Here is a 19,105-nt window from a genome sequence, read left to right on the forward strand (position 1 = left end):
GATAAGCCCTTGTCGCTGCGGTCAGTTGCTGGCGACTTTCATGTCTGAAACCAAATTGTTCAACACCAGAAAACTGCCAACTGCGTCACAACCGGGTACGGCCAGGGTCAAATCCTGGGTTTTCATCTTGCCGCCGGTCATCATTTCCAGCGATTGCGCCTCAACCTCTAGTCCACAGTTCGCTGCGGTCACTTCGGCCTCAACAGTCAGGTCAATCGTTCCAGACCGTGCCGACATTCCCGACGGAAAGGTATAAACCTCGGCCATCAACGGCTCCACAGACTGGCTGTCGCCAAGGCGAACGATGTATCCGTTCTTGCCGTCAGTCATGCCATCAGTGTTCTGAACAACACCTGACCAAACATGGCCATCCTGCCCATAGTCGGCACCGAATTCGCGTGCGTGCAGTTCAAAACCAGCGCGCCCCCGCCATTGCAAGGTCGTGCGCTCGTACTGTCCAAGCTCTGGCACTGTTGCTTGAGCGACGGCACCATCCCCGTTGGTCAAAGCGAGGATAAAAACCGCCTGCTCGATCAATGCCGGGACGGTAACAGTCAGTCTGCCGGCAGAATCGGTTGTTTCATTGAACATCATGCCGTTGTGGTGCACCGTCAGCCGTTCATTGACAGCACATGGCGCGTCCAGTTTCAGGGTGACCATGGCAGCGGACACAACCTCTGCATTTGCGATGACTTTGCACTCTTCAGCCTGAGGGAGGATATCAGCGCCTTCCAGCAACTCTGCTGTAGCAGGGGCCGAAACACGATGCACGAGACTGTCCACGCGTGGTACTGGCGTTGCAGCGGCATCACTGGCAGACGTTAGCTCGATTTCTTGAACCTCAAGAAGAATGTCCGCACTGGCGGTGCTACTCAGCTGTTTGCCGGTCGGAATGATTGAAGACTGGGCTATCGGTCGGGCAACTGTACCATATCGTTCGCGCGCGGTCTCGCCGCTTTGCATGACAAAACCGATACCGACTGCGATTGCCAGTGTCGCGACTCCGGTCGCGATTTCTTTCGTACGTCCCATCGTCCCATTCCCTTCCCACGGATTGGTTAAGAAAGGGATTCGCACAGCAACACGGCCTGGTTGTGACCGACCTTAGGACTCTTTGAGGCAGGAATGCGGCGGCGGGGTCAGACCAGCGCGCCGTGGCAATGCTTGAACTTTTTGCCGGAACCGCATGGGCAGGGTTCGTTGCGACCCGGATTTCCCCATGTATTTCGATCGTTTTCATCAAAGCCGTTTTCGATCGCTTCGGCGGTCGGTGCAGGCGGCGCATTGTTCTCTGCCACATCTTGCACCTGCTGTTGTTGCTCCGCCATCTGGGTCAGCATCTGCTCGCGTTCTTCATCTGTCAGCGGTCGAATACGGGACAGCTTGTTTGTCACCTCGGTGCGCAAGCTCTCAAGCATCGTTTCGAACAGTTGAAACGACTCGTTCTTGTACTCATTCAGCGGGTCACGTTGCGCATAGCCGCGGAATCCGACAACCGACCGCAAATGTTCAAGCGTCAGAAGATGCTCCCGCCATTTTCCATCGATGGCTTGCAGAATGAGCTGCTTTTCGATGCTGCGCATGCTCTCTTCGCCGAACGCTTCTGCCTTGTCAGCCATCAACTTGTCGCTGGCTTCGATCAGCCGCTCGCGGATCTGCTCGTCATCTACACCCTCTTCCTCGCACCAAGCCATAACTGGCACGTCGATGCTGAGGTTTTCGATCACAGCGGCATAAAGGCCCTCTGTGTCCCATTGATCAGCATAACTTTTCGCGGGCATGTACTGATCAATCAGGTCATCAATGACCTCGTCGCGCATATCCGATGTGATTTCCGACAGATCCTCGGCTTCCATGATTTCCCGGCGCTGAGAAAAGATCACCCGGCGTTGATCATTCATAACGTCGTCGAACTTGAGCAGCTGCTTGCGGATGTCAAAGTTGCGGCCTTCGACCTTGGCCTGCGCGCGCTCGAGCGACTTGTTCACCCACGGGTGCACAATCGCCTCGCCCTCTTCCATACCGAGGGTCTTGAGGACCTTGTCCAAACGGTCAGAGCCGAAGATCCGCATCAGGTCATCTTCAAGGCTCAGGTAGAATGACGTGCGGCCCGGGTCACCTTGACGACCTGAACGCCCGCGCAACTGGTTGTCGATGCGGCGGCTTTCATGGCGCTCGGAAGCCAGGACAAAAAGGCCACCGGCGGCAAGCACCTTCTGTTTTTCATCTTCATGCTCGGCCTCGATGCGCTTGCGCACTTCTTCGGGGTCGGCCTCGGGATCAGCTGTGATGGCCTCCAGTACCTTCATCTCGACATTGCCGCCGAGCTGAATGTCGGTGCCGCGGCCCGCCATGTTCGTGGCGATGGTCACAGCGCCAAATTTACCGGCGTCCGCGATGATCTGTGCTTCTTGCTCGTGCTGGCGCGCGTTCAGAACATTGTGCGCAATGCCCTCCGCCTTGAGCGCTTCCGAGAACATCTCGGATTTGTCGATGGAAGTGGTGCCGACCAGAACCGGCTGCCCCTTTTCATGGGCTGCCTTGATTTCGTCGATCATGGCTTTGTATTTTTCCTGCCCCGTGCGGAAGACCTTGTCGTCTTCATCCAAGCGCGCAATTGGCTTGTGGGTTGGGACCTCGACCACACCAAGACCATAAATCGTGGCAAATTCCTCGGCCTCGGTCGCAGCCGTACCAGTCATGCCCGCCAGTTTGTTGTAGAGGCGGAAATAGTTCTGGAACGTCACCGATGCCAATGTCTGGTTCTCGGGCTGAATTCTGCACGCCTTCCTTGGCTTCGATGGCTTGGTGCAAACCGTCGGACAGACGGCGACCAGCCATCATACGCCCGGTAAATTCATCAATCAGAACAACATCGCCATTGCGAACGATATAGTCCTTGTCTTTCTGAAACAGCTTGTGGGCGCGCAAACCCTGATTGACGTGGTGCACGATGGACGTGCTTTCAGGGTCATAGAGCGACGCCTCGGGCTCGATCAGACCACGCACGCGCAACTGTTCTTCCAGAAATTCGTTACCTTCATCGGTGAAGGTGACGTTCTTCTGCTTCTCATCGAGAGTAAAGTGATCTTCCTCGATCAGCGGAATGATACCGTCGATAGTCACGTACATCTCGGACCGGTCGGCCAAGGGGCCGGAAATGATCAAAGGCGTCCGCGCCTCGTCGATCAGGATACTGTCGACCTCGTCCACAATGGCGTAGTTGTGGCCGCGCTGGACCATATCCTCGATTGTGGGCTTCATGTTGTCGCGCAGATAGTCGAACCCAAGCTCGTTGTTGGTCGCATAGGTCACGTCACAGGCATAGGCCGCGCGCTTGGCGTCTTCGTCCATGCCTGCAATTGCGACGCCGGTGGTCAGGCCCAAGGCACCGAACACTTTGCCCATCCATTCCGCATCGCGCTGGACGAGGTAGTCATTCACGGTCACAACGTGAACGCCCTTACCAGTCAGCGCATTCAGATAGGTGGCGAAGGTTGCGGTCAGGGTTTTGCCTTCACCGGTCTTTTGCTCGGCGATGTTGCCCTGATGCAAAAAAATGGCACCTAGAAGCTGGGTGTCGTAGGCGCGCAGACCAAGCGTGCGCTTGGCAGCTTCGCGACAATTGGCAAATGCCTCAGGCAGGAGGTCATCCAGGTTCTCGCCATCCATCGCGCGTTTGGCCAGGGCTTCGGTCTTGTCCTTCAGCCCTTCATCACTCAGCGCTTCGAATTCCGGCTCAAGCGCATTGATCTTTTCGACCAGCGGACGCGCGCCCTTGACCTTGCGATCATTGGGTGTGCCAAACACCTTCTTGGTGAGAGTTCCGAAACCGAGCATGCGTTCTCCAGCCGATCAATTCATGTTGTGCAGCAATTGCTTGCCGGACGCGCGCCAAGCCCATAAATACGGTGGGCGAAAACCGGCCCGGGCCGCGTCCATAGGGCGATGTAAGGGTCACGCGAAACCGTGTCAATGCGCGCCTCAGGTGGGGCGCCGAAGCCCAAGGACTGTTCCATGAAAAAACGTTTCCTTTCCCTGCCAGCGCTTGGTCTGGTCGCCGCTATGGCGTTGCCTGCCGCTGCACAGGATGCAGACACGGTTGTGGCGACTGTAAATGGCACTGATATCACCATCGGTCACATGATCGTGGCACGCGCATCTTTGCCGCAACAATTCCAACAACTGCCCAACGATGTGCTGTTCAACGGCATCCTTGAACAGCTGATCAACCAGACCCTGCTGTCGCAAGCATTTGATGGCGAATTGCCGAAACGCACCGAACTGCAGATCGAAAATGAGACACGTTCCTTGACGGCGGGCGAAGAACTGGAAAGCCTGTTTCAAGAGAAGCTGACGGACGAGGCGATCCAGTCCGCTTATGACGCCAAGTACGAAGGCGTAACACCGCAGGAAGAATACAACGCCTCGCACATCCTTGTGGAAACCGAGGAAGAGGCGAAGGCGATCAAAGCAGAGATTGAAGGCGGTGCGGATTTTGCTGCCACCGCACGTGACAAATCGACCGGTCCATCCGGTCCAAATGGTGGTGAACTTGGCTGGTTTGGCAGTGGTGCCATGGTCCCCAGCTTCGAAGCCGCTGTCATCGCGCTTGAAGTGGGCGAAGTATCGGACCCCGTGCAAACACAATTTGGCTGGCATGTGATCATCCTGAACGAGACGCGCACCCCGGACGCCCCAGCGCTGGATGAGGTGCGCGAAGAATTGACCGAGGAAGTGCGCGGTACCACCGTCGAAACCTACGTTGCGGAACTGACTGCCGGTGCGCAGATCGATCAATCAGGTGCTGCCGAAGTCGATCCATCGGTGCTGTCCGACTTGACGCTGGTGGAATAACATATGGCTGGCGCACTGCCGCGATCGCCTCTGGCACCCGATCATTTCCCCGACCTGCCACCCATTGACGGAGTGACCTTCGCAGCAGCTGCTGCGGGGGTGCGTTACTCCGGACGCTTGGATGTTATGCTTGCCATATGCGCTCCGGGAACGACGATTGCAGGTGTGTTCACAAAATCATCGACACGCGCCGCACCGGTTCTGGATTGTCAGGCAAAGCTGGGACACTCCAGCGATACGGGCGCGGCCATTCTTGTGAACGCCGGCAACGCCAATGCCTTTACGGGCAGAAATGGAACGGATGCCGTGGCAACCTTGGTTGGTGCAACCGCGGACGCTGCAGACCTGCCGGAAAGCCGTATCTTTACAGCATCCACAGGGGTCATTGGCGAGCCATTGCCATACGACAGGATCACGGCACATCTGGCGGATTTGGTGGATAGCCAGTCATCGGCCGCGATTGGGGATGCCGCTGCGGCCATCATGACGACGGACACGTACCCTAAGGGTGCCACCCAAACGGTAACCATCGATGGGAAATCCGTGAAGATCGCTGGCATCGCCAAGGGCAGCGGCATGATTGCGCCAGATATGGCCACGATGTTGGTCTATATCTTTACAGACGCGAAGATTGGGCAAGATGAGTTGCAGGGATTGGTAAGCCAAACCTCTGATCAAACCTTCAATTGCATCACGGTGGATAGCGACACCTCAACCTCGGACAGCCTGCTGGTTGCTGCAACAGGGGTCAGTGGTGTGGATGTTGCCGGAAATGCAGACTTCGCGCACGCGCTCCATGCGGTCATGTTGGATTTGGCACACCAGGTTGTCCGCGATGGCGAAGGGGCGACGAAGTTCGTAGAAATTGAAGTGACTGGATGCACGGACAAAGCAGCAGCCAAAACCCATGGCCTGTCCATCGCCAACTCGCCGCTCGTCAAAACAGCCATCGCCGGGGAAGATCCCAACTGGGGCCGCGTCGTCATGGCCGTTGGCAAATCAGGTGCACCTGCGGATCGTGATGCGCTGTCGATCTGGTTCGGGGATATCCTGGTTGCAGAGAATGGTTGGGTCAGTGCGACTTATCGCGAAGAAGATGCAGCAGCGCATATGAAGGGTGATCACATCCGCATCCGCGTCGATTGCGGCATGGGATCAGGAGACGCTACCGTTTGGACTTGCGATTTGACCCACGGATACATTGACATCAACGCGGATTATCGGTCGTGAAAACAGTTCTTGTTTCTGCCGTCGCGTTGATCGACGTGGACGGTCGCGTATTGATCGCGCAGCGCCCTGAAGGAAAATCCATGGCCGGGTTGTGGGAGTTCCCGGGGGGCAAGGTCGAGGTCGGGGAAACACCCGAAGCAGCCCTGATCCGCGAATTGCAGGAAGAATTGGGGATTGATACCTGGCAATCGTGTCTGGCCCCCCTCACTTTCGCAAGCCACAGCTATGATGATTTTCATCTATTGATGCCACTCTTTGCCTGTAGAAAATGGGACGGCACGCCGAAATCACAGGAAGGGCAGGCATTAAAATGGGTCCGTCCGAAGGACTTGCGAGACTATCCTATGCCCGCAGCCGACCTGCCCTTGATCCCCATTCTCCGAGATTGGCTGTAACATCGGGTAACAATATTCTTAAACTGTCAAAAAAAGTGACGGTTTTGTAACATTGTTGATGACTTATTAACCTTCGTACTTATAGTTGAAGCATAACTTTCTTTTTGGGGAGGAAAGTCATGCTACGCACGATTGCTATGGGCAGCGCCATTCTTATTCAGGGGATCTATGTCAGAACCCTTCCGGATGGACGAGTGACTGTCAGAGTTGACGGGGCTCACTACTCTGGAACTCCCGTTTCGCAAGCTGCCTAACGCGACAATATGAAAAAGGGGACGGTGTTCTGCACCGTCCCCTTTTTCATTTCCAATTGCAGGGTGCTTACTCGAGCGTCCGCGTGATCTCTTCCCGTTCGAAGATCTCGATCACATCTTGTGGGCGGATATCGTCGTAGTTTTCGAACGCCATACCGCATTCCTGACCCGACTGAACCTCGGCCACTTCATCCTTGAAGCGCTTCAGCGTTTTCAACGTACCTTCGTGGATAACCACGTTGTCGCGCAGCAAGCGTACACCCGCGGATCGACGCGCCACGCCTTCGGTGACCAGACAACCCGCGACCTTGCCGACACCAGACACCTTGAAGACTTCCTTGATCTCAGCATATCCGATGAAGTTCTCGCGGATCTCGGCGCTCAGCAGGCCAGAAGCGGCGGCTTTTACATCGTCCACAAGATCATAGATGACCGAGTAGTAGCGAATTTCGACACCCTTCTGGTTTGCCGTGTTCCGGGCCGACGCGCTTGCACGCACGTTGAAGCCCATGATCGGTGCACCGGACGCCTCGGCCAAACCGACGTCAGTTTCGGTGATGGCGCCAACACCCGAGTGCAATACGCGCACGCGCACCTCGTCGTTGCCGATCTTTTCCATCGCCTGAACAATGGCCTCGGCAGACCCTTGTACGTCCGCTTTGACAAGGATTGGCAATTCGCTGACATTCTCATCCGCCTTGGCATTCGCCATCAGCTGTTCGAGGGTCGTCGCCGCACCAGCCGCCGCACGTTTGTCCTTGGCCGCTTTCTCACGATATTCGGCGATTTCGCGCGCCTGCGCTTCAGTCTCTGTCACGTTTAGAACGTCGCCTGCCTCGGGCGTGCCATTCAAGCCCAGAACCTCGACCGGCACCGACGGGCCCGCCTCTTTCACGCGCTCGCCCTTGTCGTTGATCAGCGCACGGACCTTACCGTACTGCTCACCCACAACAAAAATATCACCCTGACGCAGCGTACCTGTCTGAATCAGAACGGTGGCCACTGGACCGCGGCCAACATCAAGCTGCGCCTCGATCACCGCACCTTGGGCGGCACGATCAGGGTTGGCTTTCAGTTCGAGGATCTCGGCCTGAAGCGCGATGGCCTCCAGCAACTCGTCAAGTCCCTGACCGGTGATGGCGGACACTTCAACATCCTGTACCTCACCCGACATCTTCTCGACGATGACTTCGTGCTGCAGCAAGTCAGTACGCACTTTGTCCGGGTTCGCCTCGGGCTTGTCGCATTTGTTGATTGCCACGATCATCGGCACTTCGGCGGCTTTGGCGTGGTTGATGGCCTCAATGGTCTGCGGCATCACGGCGTCATCCGCCGCAACCACCAGAACCACGATATCGGTGACCTGTGCACCGCGCGACCGCATCGACGTGAAGGCCGCGTGACCGGGTGTATCCAAGAAGGACAGCACCGCGCCGCCATCGGTTTTCACCTGATAGGCACCGATATGCTGGGTAATGCCACCGGCTTCGCCAGCAACAACCTTGGCATCGCGGATTGCGTCCAGAAGCGACGTTTTACCGTGGTCAACGTGACCCATGATAGTGATGACCGGCGGACGACCTTGCAGATCCTCGTCGCTATCCTCTATTTCCTTGATCACGTCTTCGACGTCGGCATCAGACACACGTTGTACCTTGTGGCCGAACTCTTCGATGATCAGCTCTGCGGTATCGGCGTCAATGGTCTGGTTCTGCGTGACCATCATGCCGTTGTTCATCAGCGCCTTGACCACATCGCCTACGCGTTCGGCCATACGGTTTGCCAGTTCCGAAACGACAATGGCTTCAGGCAGGTTCACAGTGCGCATGACCTTTTCACGCTCAACCGAACCACCCATTGCTTTTTGCCGGGCGCGTTCCTGCTTGCGCTTCATAGCTGCCATGGACCGCTGGCGACCACCATCACCCGACAGGGCTTGGTTCAGAGTCAGCTTGCCAGAGCGGCGTCCACCATCATCACCGCGTCCCCGGTTGTTGGGGCGCTGGTCACGATCACGGTCTGTCTTGCGCGGCGTGGATGCGGGTTGAGCTTGCCGCTGCGCCGGCTTCGGCGCCTCGGTCGGGGCTGCTGCAGCAGCCTGCGCGGCGGCAGCAGCTTCGGCCACCTTGCGCTTCTCTTCTTCTTCCTTGGCCTTCAGGGCCTGCTCGCGCTCGCGTTCGGCCTGTTCCTTGGCTTCCGCTTCGGCACGGCGACGCTCGCGTTCAGCCTCGCGGGCTTTTTCCTCGGCTTCGCGCTTTGCGGTCTCTTCGACCTCGCGTGCCTTGGCGGCTTGCACGGCCTTCAGGCGGCGCTCCATCTCGGCATCAGAAATACCAGCAGGGCGACGGCTTGGATCACCAGCAGAACCACCACCAGCGCCAGCAGGCTTTGCAGCACCCGGCTTGGGCACCACAACGCGCTTGCGTTTGGTTTCGACGACGACATTCTTGGTCCGCCCGTGGCTGAAACTTTGTTTCACATTGCCCGGACGCGCGCCGCTGCGCAGACCCAAAGTCTTCTTCCCGTCAGTATCGCTCATAAAGCTCGTCTATCCTTCCCGGCGGCCCTTGCCGCCGTCATATTCGCGCACGCCGCGTAAACGGTTGGCTTCCTCTACAACACGTTGCGTGAGTCCACCAGAGGCGAGCGCCCCATGTATCACAGTTTGACGGCCAAAGGCCAAACCCAACTCATCTGCCGTCAGCCAGCCGATATACGTTCCGAAATGCGGCGTACTCAACTTGGACTTGCCACGGCCCGAACCATCAACCGCCTGGATCAGAACATGCGCCTCTTCTATCTGGAGCATATTCTTGACTTTTTCATAGCCCGCCACAGCACGTCCGCCTTTGCGGGACAATGCGATCAAATCGACCACACGCCGCGCCAACTGCCGCTCGACCTCGTCGATCAGATCGTCTTGCACCTGCACGGGTTGCTTGGCGCCCCGCGCAAACAATTTCTTCTTAACAGCCTTGTCCAAGGCCGACCGGTCCGCGGCGACATAAATACCACGACCGGGCAACTTGCCCGCAATGTCCGGCACGATCTGTGCATCCGGACCCACGACAAAGCGGATCAACCCGTACTTGGGTTGCACCTCGCCCGTGGCAATGCACTTGCGCTCCGGTCCATCCGACCGATCCTTTGAGACGCCACCGCGACCCATCAGGCCCACCCGAGGCCTGAGATCAGGCCTCGGCCTCCTCGGTCAGTTCTTCGCCGTCTTCTTCCGCTGCTTCAGCTTCCAATTCAGCGGGGTCGACCCAGCCCAGAAGGATACGCGCCGTCATGACCAATTGCTGTGCCTCTTCCAAAGACATATCGAAAGGTTCCAGAACACCATCGTCCTTGTGACGTTCGCCATCGACGGTTGTCCAGCCACCGGCCAGTTCCCAGTCTGCGCATGTTGCAAAATCTTCGAGGGTTTTGACGTCGTCTTTGGCGAGCGCCTCTACCATTTGGGGTGTAAGCCCATCGAATTCAATAAGGCTGTCCTCGGCACCCATGCTGCGTGCGTTGTCCAGCGCCGCCTTGGCTTGCGCTTCCAGAACGTCACGGGCGCGGGCCTGCAGTTCTTGAGCGGTGCCTTCGTCCACACCGTCGATGACCAGCAGTTCATCCAGTTCGACGTAAGCCACCTCTTCGAGGTTGGTGAACCCTTCTGAGACCAGAAGCTGAGCAAAGAACTCGTCCAGATCCAGATTGTCCATGAATAGCTTGGTGCGCTGTTCGAATTCGGCCTGACGACGCGCCGATTCCTCGGCTTCGGTCATGATGTCGATGTCAAGGTTGGTCAGTTGGCTCGCCAGACGCACGTTTTGACCGCGACGACCGATGGCCAGCGAAAGCTGCTCTTCGGGCACAACAACTTCGATCTTACCGGCTTCTTCATCCAGAACCACCTTGCTCACCTCCGCGGGTTGCAATGCGTTCACGAGGAACGTGGGTTGATCCTCATTCCATGGAATGATGTCGATCTTTTCGCCTTGCAGCTCGTTCACAACGGCCTGCACGCGAGAGCCGCGCATACCAACGCAGGCACCGACAGGGTCGATAGAGTTGTCATAGGAAATGACAGCGATCTTCGCGCGCGAACCGGGGTCGCGGGCTACGGCCTTGATCTCGATGATGCCGTCATAAATCTCTGGCACTTCCATCTTGAACAGCTCGGCCATGAACTCGGGCGCTGTGCGGCTCAGGAAAATCTGCGGGCCGCGCTGCTCGCGGCGCACATCCTTGATGTAGCAGCGGATACGATCATTCGGGCGGTACGATTCGCGACCGATCTTTTCGTTGCGACGCAGGATGGCTTCGCCGGCACCCACATCGACGATGACGTTGCCGTACTCCTCGCGCTTGACCAGCGCATTGATGATGGTGCCCGCACGATCCTTGAACTCTTCGAACTGACGATCCCGCTCGGCCTCGCGCACCTTTTGCAGGATCACCTGCTTGGCAGATTGCGCGGCGATGCGGCCCATCTCGACCGGGGGGACTTCCTCGACAAAGGTGTCACCGACGGCGGGGTTTTCCATGTACTGCTTCGCTTGCTCAATGGTGAACTCAGCCTGGTAGTTTTCCAGCTCTTCTTCCTCGACCACGGTGCGGACGCGGGTGAAGGTCGCTTTACCCGTCTTGCGGTCGATCGACACACGAATATCCATCTCGGCGCCGTAGCGGGACTTGGCGGCGCGGGCGAGCGATTCTTCCATCGCCTCGACCACCAAACCTGGGTCGATCATCTTTTCGCGCGCAACAGCTTCTGCGGTTTGCAGCAGCTCAAGCTGGTTTGCAGATGTAATGGCCATCAGCTTTCCTCCTCTGACCCTTCGGTCTGAATCTCGTCAAAATTGTCTTCGTTCAACACGCCCGCAGCTTTGCGCTGGCGCAGCATTTCCTTGATCAGCTCATCCGTCAGGACCAGCTTGGCATCGCTCAACCAATCGAACTTGAGGCCGATGGTGATCTCTTCGCCGTTGCCGCCACCCGGGACGTTGATCAGCACCTCGTCATCCTCGACACCTGCCAGCACACCCTTGAAGCGGCGGCGTCCGTCGATCAGCTCGTCTGTTTCCAGTTTCGCGTCGTAGCCTTCGAACATGTCGAAGTCCTTGAGACGCGCCAGCGGGCGGTCAATACCGGGTGACGACACTTCGAGCGTGTAGGCATCCAGTATAGGATCCTCGACATCCAGTGTCGCGCTGACCGCAGTAGAGATTGCACCGCAATCGTCGACCTCAATACCGCCATCGGGCTTGTCGGCCATGATCTGCAACGTCGTTTCCTTGCCGCTCATCAGCCGAATGCGCACCAATTCATACCCCAGATCCTCGATCACCGGAGTGATGATCTCGGCCAATCTGCGGTCGATGGCTGCTTTGGCGATCAGGTCGTTGGTCATAGTGTCCAAGCACAAAAAAACGGGCGCGCGGCCCGTTGATGTTTCCCGGTGGAGCGTCGGGTTTGGACCCCAGCGCGCCGCTGTTGAAAGGCATATACGCATGAGGGGGTGAGTCTGCAAGCCCCTCAGGTCATCCACCACCGCTCGGCCATACGCAGGTTGTCCAGCGGCCAGGATTTTCCGACCGTCACGGGTACTGTAACCGATCGACTAGCAATGTGTGTCGCGACATGTGCATTGGGCAATGTCTGGAAATCACGGGGGTCTGCGTAGTCATCCAAAACAACCACATCAGCCACATCGACCAGCCCATCCCGCAGCGCTTCGCCGCGCACCTTGTCAGCGCTGAATTGAACGAACTCCACGCTGTCGAACCAACCGGCGTTCTGCTTCCAGTGGTTTCTCACCCGAGTGCCAATGAAATGGCGGCCCTCATCAAGTTTCTGGACTTCGTACATTCCAGTTCCCGTGGCACCACGCACCTCGAACCCCGGCTGCGCCATCAGATAGGGCAGGCTCGGGTTGGGCGCGTCCAAAGTGATCTGAAGGGTCAGTGGGTCCAACACCTCAATATTCCAGATCAAACCCGACACGGCGGACGCATCAAAGGCAGTGCCATCGTGGAATGTTACACCGTCACGCAGGCCGAACCGCCAAACGCGGGCATCTGCATCAGACGACCAGTCTGTCGCCAACTCACCGCGCAGGGTCCCATCGGCTGCAATCTCGGTTAGGTTGTCGAACAAGGTCGCAGTGACGGCCTGATCGAACAAGTCAGGCGACAAGGCCGCCCGCAACCGCCCACCCCGACGCGGCAACGCAGACGCACCGGTTGCCGCCAGCAAGGCTGCGGCAGCACCTGATGCAAAGAGCGCGCGGCGGTCGATCCGAGTCATTTTCCTGCGATCCTGTCCATAGTGCGCACCAGTTCAGCCGAAATCCCCGGCTCAGACAAGGCATGACCGGCATTACGGACCATTTTTAGCTCACCCATCGGCCACGCCTGCGACAGCGCATAAGCACTGTCCGGGGGGCAGATCATATCATAGCGGCCTTGCACAATTGTGCCGGGAATATGCTTGATCCGACCCGCATGGGCGAGGATTTGACCGTCAAACTCCAAAAAACCGGCATTGGTGAAGTAATGATTCTCAAGCCGTGCAAAGGCGCGTGCATAGTCCCCGGGGGCTTCAGCCCCGACCCGGAGGAATGGATAGACGCCAACGCATTCTCCCAAGCCGACCATGCGCGGGCAAAGCGCGTTTCAAGCGCGACATCACCAGAAAACAGCCGCCGGTGATAGGCCCCAATCAGATCGCCCCGTTCGTCTTCCGGGATCAGCCCTTCAAACCTGGCCCAGACCTCGGGCCAGAACTTGCCTGCCCCGCCGCCGTAGAACCAATCCAACTCGGCCTGCGTCATCAGAAACACGCCCCGCAGAACTAGGTTGCGGACGCGCGACGGGTGCGCTTCGGCATAGATCAGGGCCAGGGTTGCACCCCAACTGCCGCCAAAGACAATCCAAGCATCTATGTCCAGAGTCTTGCGAATCATTTCGATGTCATCAACCAGATGCCACGTCGTATTGTTCATCACCGAAGCGTGCGGACGGGACCGTCCACATCCACGCTGATCAAACAGGATAATCCGGTAGTGTTCCGGGTCGAAGTACCGCCGCATCGCCGGACTGCACCCGCCACCGGGGCCGCCATGCAGAACGACGACAGGCACACCATTTGGATTGCCGCATTGCTCGACATAAATCCGGTGCCCCTGCCCAACTTCGAACATCCGTTGGTCGTAGGGGTCCATAGGCGGGTACAGATATTGTACCGCGCGCTTTTGATCGCTGTGTTTGTCCATTACTGACCTACATAGGGCTTGAGAGCCACATGAGCATACGGAGACGCAAATGCAAACGCATCAAACCACCGTTGACCCGTCGGAAATCGCAAAATTCGAGGCGATGGCAGCGGATTGGTGGGACCCGAACGGGAAATTCAAGCCGCTGCATATGCTGAACCCGTGCCGGTTGGATTACATCACGACACAAATTGCTGCGGAGTTTGATCGGGATCTGACCGGACCAAAGGCATTCGAAGGGCTGCGCATTCTGGACATTGGATGTGGTGGCGGGCTGTTGTCCGAACCCATGGCACGTTTGGGGGCAGAGGTCGTGGGCGCGGATGCGGCAGAGCGCAACATCCCCGTGGCACAGGTTCATGCCGAACAGTCTGGCCTGACCATCGACTATCGCCACACCACGGCCGAGGATATGGCAGCCGCCGGTGAGCAGTTCGACGTCGTTTTGAACATGGAGGTCGTAGAACATGTGGCCGACCCCCTTGGCTACCTGACCGCCTGTCGCCAACTTCTGAAGCCAGGTGGGTTGCATATCTGTTCGACAATCAACCGGAATCCCAAATCCTATCTCATGGCCATTATCGGGGCTGAACATGTGATGCGATGGCTGCCGAAGGGCACACATGAATGGAACAAGTTCATCACCCCGGACGAACTCTTTGATTTGATGCGGAACGCTGGCCTCGACCCGGTGGATCGCAAAGGGTTCATCTTCAATCCGCTGACATGGGGTTGGAAACTGTCGGACACAGATCTGAGCGTGAACTACGTCACGGCCAGCATCAATCCGGCTTAGGTTTATTGGACATCTGCTCGCGCAGTTGGCGCAGGATCGGCAACGTGGCACGCACGCTGGCCTCGCCCAGCTTGTCGATCACATCGCCCACCATGGGGGCGATCGCGCTCAACGCTTGATCACGGGCGCGCCGACCGGCAGGGCTGATGGCGATCATCTTGCGGCGGGCATCGTCCCAGTCGGGGCGGATATGGATGTAACCGGACCATTCCAATCGGCTGAGCGTGTTGGTCATGGCCCCGCGGGTCACATTAAATGTTTCGGCCAGTTGCGCCGGGCTACGCTCACCTTCGTGCCAAGCAAGGTGGTTCAGAACAGAAAAATGGGAGATCTCCATACCCTTGGGCAACACGCGGCTCAGGCGGTTGCGAACCATCTGGTCCGCCGCCAACACTTCGCTGAACAGCGAAATGGCAAGTGCGTTTTTTTCCGTGCTCATGCGCCATCAGGGGCCTTCAAAAGCGCGCGCGTTGTCCCGCGAGGGGATACGACGGCGGGCCTCGGCCACCTTTTCCAAGTCTAGATCAAAGACATAAATGCCGGGCGCCGTGCCTGCGTCAAGTACGACCTCGCCCCAAGGATCGACAACCAGACTGTGTCCGTAGGTGTCCCGGGTCTTGTGCAAAGCACTGGAATGCGTGCCTGTCTGGGCGGGGGCCAAGACCCAAGCCCCGCCTTCGATCGCGCGCGCTTGCAGCAAACTGTGCCAATGGGCCGCACCGGTGACGGGCGAAAAGGCAGCCGGAAAGGTCAGAATTTGTGCCCCCGCTGTAACCAGAGCGTCAGCCAATCTGGGAAAGCGCATATCATAGCAAATGGCCATCCCAACGGCGCCACAGTCTGCTTTGGCCAATACAGCACGGTTGCCAGGTTGGTATCCTGCCGACTCTTGGAACGTCTCTGTATTGTTGATCGCGACGTCAAACATATGAATTTTGTCGTACTGCGCGACGATGTCCCCGCGGGGACAAATCAAGAAGGAACGGTTTAACAACCGTTTGTCTTCTGTATCACTCTTAAGCCCAAGCGAACCGATCAGAATATGTACATCGTTTTGCTTGGCCAGATCACGTAGCGCAGCAAGGGTCGGGTCATCATCCTGATGGTGCAGCACATCATGCTGATGTGTGCGGCTCGTGCTGACGCAGTTCGTGACCTCGGGGGTCAGGATGAACTCGGCACCCATATCGACGGCCTGCTGCACCATCTGTACTGTCCGGGGCAGGTTCGCCTCCGGATCGTCAGATACATTCAGCTGCAGCAGAGCCGTTCTCATTTATGCAGCAAGCAGCGGATCAAGCTTGCCTTCACGCTCGAGCGCATAGAGGTCGTCGCAGCCGCCCACATGGGTGTCGCCGATAAAGATCTGCGGCACGGTCCGGCCACCTTTGGCGCGTTGAATCATCTCAGCCTTGCGCTTCGGCTGGGCAAGCACGTTCACTTCGGAGAAGGTCACACCTTTTTCGTTCAGCAGACGTTTGGCCGCGTGGCAAAAGCCACACAAGGGCGACGTATAGATTTCGACAGCTTTCATGGCGCAGGTCCTTTTGGCGCAAATATCAAGTTGGGGCGTACTTAGGCATCTTTCGCAACCCGCGCCAGTACAGCCACGCACACCTCTGTTGCACCTGCCGCACGGCAGGCTTCGGCACAGGCGGCCAGAGTTGCACCCGTTGTCATGACGTCATCGACAAGTATGACAGGCCTGTTGACGATACGGTGACGACGGCGCGGCGTGACCCTGATCGCGCCATCAAGGATATCGGCACGCTGGGCCTTGGTCTTGCCATCTAGGGATGGCGTGCGACGGGGGCGCTCGAGAAGATCGGCACAAACCTCATGTCCGGTCATCGCAGACAGGTGTGTCGCAATCAGAGCCGACTGGTTATAGCGGCGCTTCACCAACCGCATCCAATGAAGGGGCACCGGCGCAATAAGCGCATTGTCAGCCGCCATGCCGGCCACTGCTTGCTGCATCCATCCCGCTGCGGGCTTGGCGATTTCCTGTCGATCCCCATGCTTAAGTTGTAGAATCAGCTTGCGCCCCATGCCGGTGTAAATCAGCGCCGCACGCCCATGTTTCCAAGGCTTTGGAGCGCGCAAGCAGGCGTCACAATGCACCACCTCGTCCTGTGCGGAGCCGGGCAAAGGCGTACTGCAACTGTCACATACCGTGCCACCCACAAAGGCGGTCTTACTCCAGCAGACACCACATAGACCAAAGTCACTGTCCACCATGTCTCCGCACCCCAGGCAACGCGGGGGATAGATCGCAGTGAGTGCTGTTTGTAAAAGCCTCATGCCTGTCCTACCTATGCCGCCATGACGCAGCCCGCTCCATTGACCGACTTGCAGGCTTTGACCCGCAACCGTGCCCGCGCCGACGCCTCTGCCCTGTTCCTGCAAGAGGCTGCGCGGGATGAGGTCGAGGATCGTGTGGCGATGGTTAACAAATCCTTTTCATCAGCCGGAATCGTGGCCGCGTTTCCAGAGGTGTGGCAAGGACGCCTGGGCGCAGCACGGGTTGTAGAAGAGGTCGAGACGCTCCCCTTTTCACATGATGAACACGATTTGTTGATCCATAGCCTTGGCTTGCACTGGGCAAATGATCCCGTGGGTCAGTTGATTCAATGCCGCCGCGCGTTGCGGCCCGATGGGTTATTGCTGGCCGTGGCTTTGGGTGGGCAAACCTTGCACGAATTGCGAGCTTGTCTTGCCGAGGCCGAGATTGCCGAAACCGGGGGCCTGTCCCCACGCGTAGCGCCAATGGCAGAGGTGCGCGACCTTGGCGCGCTCTTGCAACGGGCCGGTTTGGCCTTGCCCGTGGCAGACACAGTTCCACTGCGCGTCCAATATCAATCCATGTGGCATCTGATGCGTGACTTGCGCGCCATGGGCGAGAACAACGCCCTGAGCGCGCGGTCACGCATTCCGCCCCGATCCAGCATTCTGAAACGTGCTGCGGACATCTATGCAACGACGTTTCCCGGGGATAACGACGGAGTTATAGCAAGCTTCGAGCTGATTGTTCTTACCGGATGGGCACCTGATGACAGTCAACAAAAAGCACTACGTCCCGGATCAGCACAGGCGCGTTTGGCGGATGCACTTCGCACGGACGAAACGTCGCTGCCAGATTGACCTGTAAGTAAAACCGTTTATCTCAGGCCCATTGCAGACCAGGATATGACCCAGATGCTTGATACCAGCAAAACTGCGACCCGCCCAACCCATGCGGCGGACGATCACCCGGCCATTCCGCCGGCGCGGGTGGGCATCCTGCTTGCCAACCTAGGAACACCTGACAATTACGACTACTGGTCAATGCGCCGCTATCTGGGTGAGTTCCTGTCGGACAAACGCGTCATCGACTACAGCCCGTGGATCTGGCAGCCGCTTCTGCAACTGATCATCCTAACCAAACGTCCGTTTTCGTCAGGCGCTGCGTATAAGTCCATCTGGAACGAAGAGGCGAGCGAAAGCCCCTTGATGACCATCACCAAGGATCAGACAGCCAAGATTAAGAATGCCATGCACGCAAAGTATGGCGATCAGGTCATGGTTGATTTCTGCATGCGTTACGGCAATCCGTCGACCAAATCCAAAGTGCGCGAGATGGTCGAGGCAGGTTGCCAGAAGATCCTGTTCTTCCCGCTTTACCCACACTACGCAGGGGCAACTTCGGCAACCGCAAACGACCAGTTCTTTCGCGCATTGATGGAGGAAAAGTGGCAGCCGACCACGCGAACAGTTGAACCCTACTTTGAGCACCCAAAATATATTGAAGCACTGGCCCAATCCATTGAGCGCGCCTACGGCAATCTGGATACGCGCCCGGACATTCTGGTGTGCAGCTATCACGGCGTGCCACTGCGCTACCTGATGGAGGGCGATCCCTATCATTGTCAGTGCCAGAAAACGACTCGCCTGTTGAAAGAGCGGCTTGGCTGGGGTGATACCGAAATCACAACAACCTTTCAGTCAAAGTTCGGGCCGGAAGAGTGGCTAAAACCCTATACTGTCGAAGAAGTGGCGCGGCTCGCCGAAGCTGGAAAAAAGAACATCGCCGTATGTGCCCCTGCATTCTCAGCTGATTGCATCGAGACCCTTGAAGAGATCAACGAAGAGATCAAGGAAAGCTTTGAAGAGGCGGGTGGCGAGTCATTCATTTATGTTCCGTGCCTAAATGATGACGATGCGCATATTGACGCGTTAGGCACAATCATACGCGAAAACCTGCGCGGCTGGCTGGACTGAGTCGACACAGGCAAAAATAAAAAGGCGGCTCATTACAAGCCGCCTTCTT

16 protein-coding genes and 2 pseudogenes are annotated in these 19,105 nt (G+C 57.6%); 6 read left to right on the top strand and 12 right to left on the bottom strand.

Translation table 11 applies throughout. The features are described from left to right. Positions 1–21: 21 nt before the first annotated feature. Positions 22–1,032: a hypothetical protein gene (locus ACZ1HN_RS03525; protein WP_472726507.1), complete on the bottom strand. Its 1,011-nt coding sequence runs from the start codon at positions 1,030–1,032 to the stop codon at positions 22–24. Between the two features lie 107 nt (positions 1,033–1,139). Next, positions 1,140–3,840: pseudogene (gene secA / locus ACZ1HN_RS03530) on the bottom strand (preprotein translocase subunit SecA). A gap of 177 nt (positions 3,841–4,017) precedes the next feature. Here secA and ACZ1HN_RS03535 point away from each other — a divergent pair. Genes ACZ1HN_RS03535 through mutT form a run of 3 tightly spaced genes read left to right on the top strand, consistent with a single transcriptional unit; the run spans position 4,018 to position 6,482 of the window. After that, entirely contained in the window at positions 4,018–4,857 is an 840-nt protein-coding gene (locus ACZ1HN_RS03535) for a foldase protein PrsA (protein WP_472726508.1), read from the top strand. A gap of 3 nt (positions 4,858–4,860) precedes the next feature. Then, a complete protein-coding gene (gene argJ, locus ACZ1HN_RS03540; protein ID WP_472726509.1) occupies positions 4,861–6,087 on the top strand; it encodes a bifunctional glutamate N-acetyltransferase/amino-acid acetyltransferase ArgJ in 1,227 nt (408 codons plus the stop codon). Beyond that, the gene (mutT, locus tag ACZ1HN_RS03545) at positions 6,084–6,482 is read left to right on the top strand and encodes an 8-oxo-dGTP diphosphatase MutT (protein WP_472726510.1); all 399 of its coding nucleotides are present in this window, start codon (positions 6,084–6,086) and stop codon (positions 6,480–6,482) included. The genes argJ and mutT overlap by 4 nt, the downstream gene beginning before the upstream one ends. A gap of 321 nt (positions 6,483–6,803) precedes the next feature. On the opposite strand, the gene infB is transcribed toward mutT, so the two are convergent. The 6 genes and pseudogenes from infB to pip form a co-directional block, all read right to left on the bottom strand. Beyond that, positions 6,804–9,275, bottom strand: coding sequence for a translation initiation factor IF-2 (infB, locus tag ACZ1HN_RS03550; RefSeq protein ID WP_472726511.1), 2,472 nt, complete (start codon positions 9,273–9,275; stop codon positions 6,804–6,806). 9 nt (positions 9,276–9,284) lie between these two features. Next, complete coding sequence (locus tag ACZ1HN_RS03555) at positions 9,285–9,905, bottom strand: RNA-binding protein (protein ID WP_472726512.1); 621 nt, start codon at positions 9,903–9,905, stop codon at positions 9,285–9,287. Positions 9,906–9,927: 22 nt separating this feature from the next. Continuing rightward, positions 9,928–11,547: a transcription termination factor NusA gene (nusA, locus tag ACZ1HN_RS03560; protein WP_299203200.1), complete on the bottom strand. Its 1,620-nt coding sequence runs from the start codon at positions 11,545–11,547 to the stop codon at positions 9,928–9,930. Beyond that, positions 11,547–12,140 (bottom strand): ribosome maturation factor RimP, encoded by a 594-nt coding sequence (gene rimP / locus ACZ1HN_RS03565; RefSeq protein WP_472726513.1) that lies wholly within the window; start codon positions 12,138–12,140, stop codon positions 11,547–11,549. The genes nusA and rimP overlap by 1 nt, the downstream gene beginning before the upstream one ends. Positions 12,141–12,265: 125 nt before the next feature. After that, a complete protein-coding gene (locus ACZ1HN_RS03570; RefSeq protein ID WP_472726514.1) occupies positions 12,266–13,036 on the bottom strand; it encodes an ABC transporter substrate-binding protein in 771 nt (256 codons plus the stop codon). Next, positions 13,033–14,003, bottom strand: a pseudogene (gene pip, locus ACZ1HN_RS03575) (prolyl aminopeptidase). The gene ACZ1HN_RS03570 and the pseudogene pip overlap by 4 nt, the downstream one beginning before the upstream one ends. A gap of 49 nt (positions 14,004–14,052) precedes the next feature. On the opposite strand from pip, the gene ubiG reads away from it, so the two are divergent. After that, positions 14,053–14,799 (top strand): bifunctional 2-polyprenyl-6-hydroxyphenol methylase/3-demethylubiquinol 3-O-methyltransferase UbiG, encoded by a 747-nt coding sequence (ubiG, locus tag ACZ1HN_RS03580; RefSeq protein ID WP_472726515.1) that lies wholly within the window; start codon positions 14,053–14,055, stop codon positions 14,797–14,799. On the opposite strand, the gene ACZ1HN_RS03585 is transcribed toward ubiG, so the two are convergent. From ACZ1HN_RS03585 to ACZ1HN_RS03600, 4 genes are read right to left on the bottom strand one after another with little or no spacing between them, the layout of a single operon-like run. After that, positions 14,786–15,238, bottom strand: a complete 453-nt coding sequence (locus ACZ1HN_RS03585; RefSeq protein WP_299770500.1) for a MarR family winged helix-turn-helix transcriptional regulator — start codon at positions 15,236–15,238, stop codon at positions 14,786–14,788. The two genes, ubiG and ACZ1HN_RS03585, sit on opposite strands and share 14 nt — an antisense overlap. A gap of 6 nt (positions 15,239–15,244) precedes the next feature. Further along, positions 15,245–16,075 carry a carbon-nitrogen hydrolase family protein gene (locus ACZ1HN_RS03590; RefSeq protein WP_472726516.1) on the bottom strand — a complete coding sequence of 277 codons (831 nt, stop codon included), beginning with the start codon at positions 16,073–16,075 and terminating at the stop codon, positions 15,245–15,247. Continuing rightward, positions 16,076–16,333: a glutaredoxin 3 gene (grxC, locus tag ACZ1HN_RS03595; protein ID WP_299203221.1), complete on the bottom strand. Its 258-nt coding sequence runs from the start codon at positions 16,331–16,333 to the stop codon at positions 16,076–16,078. A 41-nt stretch (positions 16,334–16,374) separates the two neighbouring features. Further along, a complete protein-coding gene (locus ACZ1HN_RS03600; protein ID WP_472726517.1) occupies positions 16,375–17,100 on the bottom strand; it encodes a ComF family protein in 726 nt (241 codons plus the stop codon). Between the two features lie 21 nt (positions 17,101–17,121). On the opposite strand from ACZ1HN_RS03600, the gene ACZ1HN_RS03605 reads away from it, so the two are divergent. Continuing rightward, positions 17,122–17,940 carry a methyltransferase domain-containing protein gene (locus tag ACZ1HN_RS03605; protein WP_472726518.1) on the top strand — a complete coding sequence of 273 codons (819 nt, stop codon included), beginning with the start codon at positions 17,122–17,124 and terminating at the stop codon, positions 17,938–17,940. A 54-nt stretch (positions 17,941–17,994) separates the two neighbouring features. Continuing rightward, positions 17,995–19,056, top strand: a complete 1,062-nt coding sequence (hemH, locus tag ACZ1HN_RS03610; protein ID WP_472729272.1) for a ferrochelatase — start codon at positions 17,995–17,997, stop codon at positions 19,054–19,056. Positions 19,057–19,105 lie beyond the last annotated feature (49 nt).

Source organism: Tateyamaria sp. GN1-10 (assembly GCF_055693845.1).

What these genes read in the sequence shown, in the direction of transcription:
- ACZ1HN_RS03585 (WP_299770500.1), bottom strand. Translation starts at nt 15,238, where the DNA reads ATGAGCACGGAAAAAAACGCACTTGCCATTTCGCTGTTCAGCGAAGTG.
- ACZ1HN_RS03605 (WP_472726518.1), top strand. Translation starts at nt 17,122, where the DNA reads ATGACGCAGCCCGCTCCATTGACCGACTTGCAGGCTTTGACCCGCAAC.
- grxC (WP_299203221.1), bottom strand. Translation starts at nt 16,333, where the DNA reads ATGAAAGCTGTCGAAATCTATACGTCGCCCTTGTGTGGCTTTTGCCAC.
- ACZ1HN_RS03525 (WP_472726507.1), bottom strand. Translation starts at nt 1,032, where the DNA reads ATGGGACGTACGAAAGAAATCGCGACCGGAGTCGCGACACTGGCAATC.
- ubiG (WP_472726515.1), top strand. Translation starts at nt 14,053, where the DNA reads ATGCAAACGCATCAAACCACCGTTGACCCGTCGGAAATCGCAAAATTC.
- ACZ1HN_RS03570 (WP_472726514.1), bottom strand. Translation starts at nt 13,036, where the DNA reads ATGACTCGGATCGACCGCCGCGCGCTCTTTGCATCAGGTGCTGCCGCA.
- ACZ1HN_RS03600 (WP_472726517.1), bottom strand. Translation starts at nt 17,100, where the DNA reads ATGAGGCTTTTACAAACAGCACTCACTGCGATCTATCCCCCGCGTTGC.
- hemH (WP_472729272.1), top strand. Translation starts at nt 17,995, where the DNA reads ATGCTTGATACCAGCAAAACTGCGACCCGCCCAACCCATGCGGCGGAC.
- rimP (WP_472726513.1), bottom strand. Translation starts at nt 12,140, where the DNA reads ATGACCAACGACCTGATCGCCAAAGCAGCCATCGACCGCAGATTGGCC.
- infB (WP_472726511.1), bottom strand. Translation starts at nt 9,275, where the DNA reads ATGAGCGATACTGACGGGAAGAAGACTTTGGGTCTGCGCAGCGGCGCG.
- nusA (WP_299203200.1), bottom strand. Translation starts at nt 11,547, where the DNA reads ATGGCCATTACATCTGCAAACCAGCTTGAGCTGCTGCAAACCGCAGAA.
- argJ (WP_472726509.1), top strand. Translation starts at nt 4,861, where the DNA reads ATGGCTGGCGCACTGCCGCGATCGCCTCTGGCACCCGATCATTTCCCC.
- ACZ1HN_RS03590 (WP_472726516.1), bottom strand. Translation starts at nt 16,075, where the DNA reads ATGAGAACGGCTCTGCTGCAGCTGAATGTATCTGACGATCCGGAGGCG.
- ACZ1HN_RS03555 (WP_472726512.1), bottom strand. Translation starts at nt 9,905, where the DNA reads ATGGGTCGCGGTGGCGTCTCAAAGGATCGGTCGGATGGACCGGAGCGC.
- ACZ1HN_RS03535 (WP_472726508.1), top strand. Translation starts at nt 4,018, where the DNA reads ATGAAAAAACGTTTCCTTTCCCTGCCAGCGCTTGGTCTGGTCGCCGCT.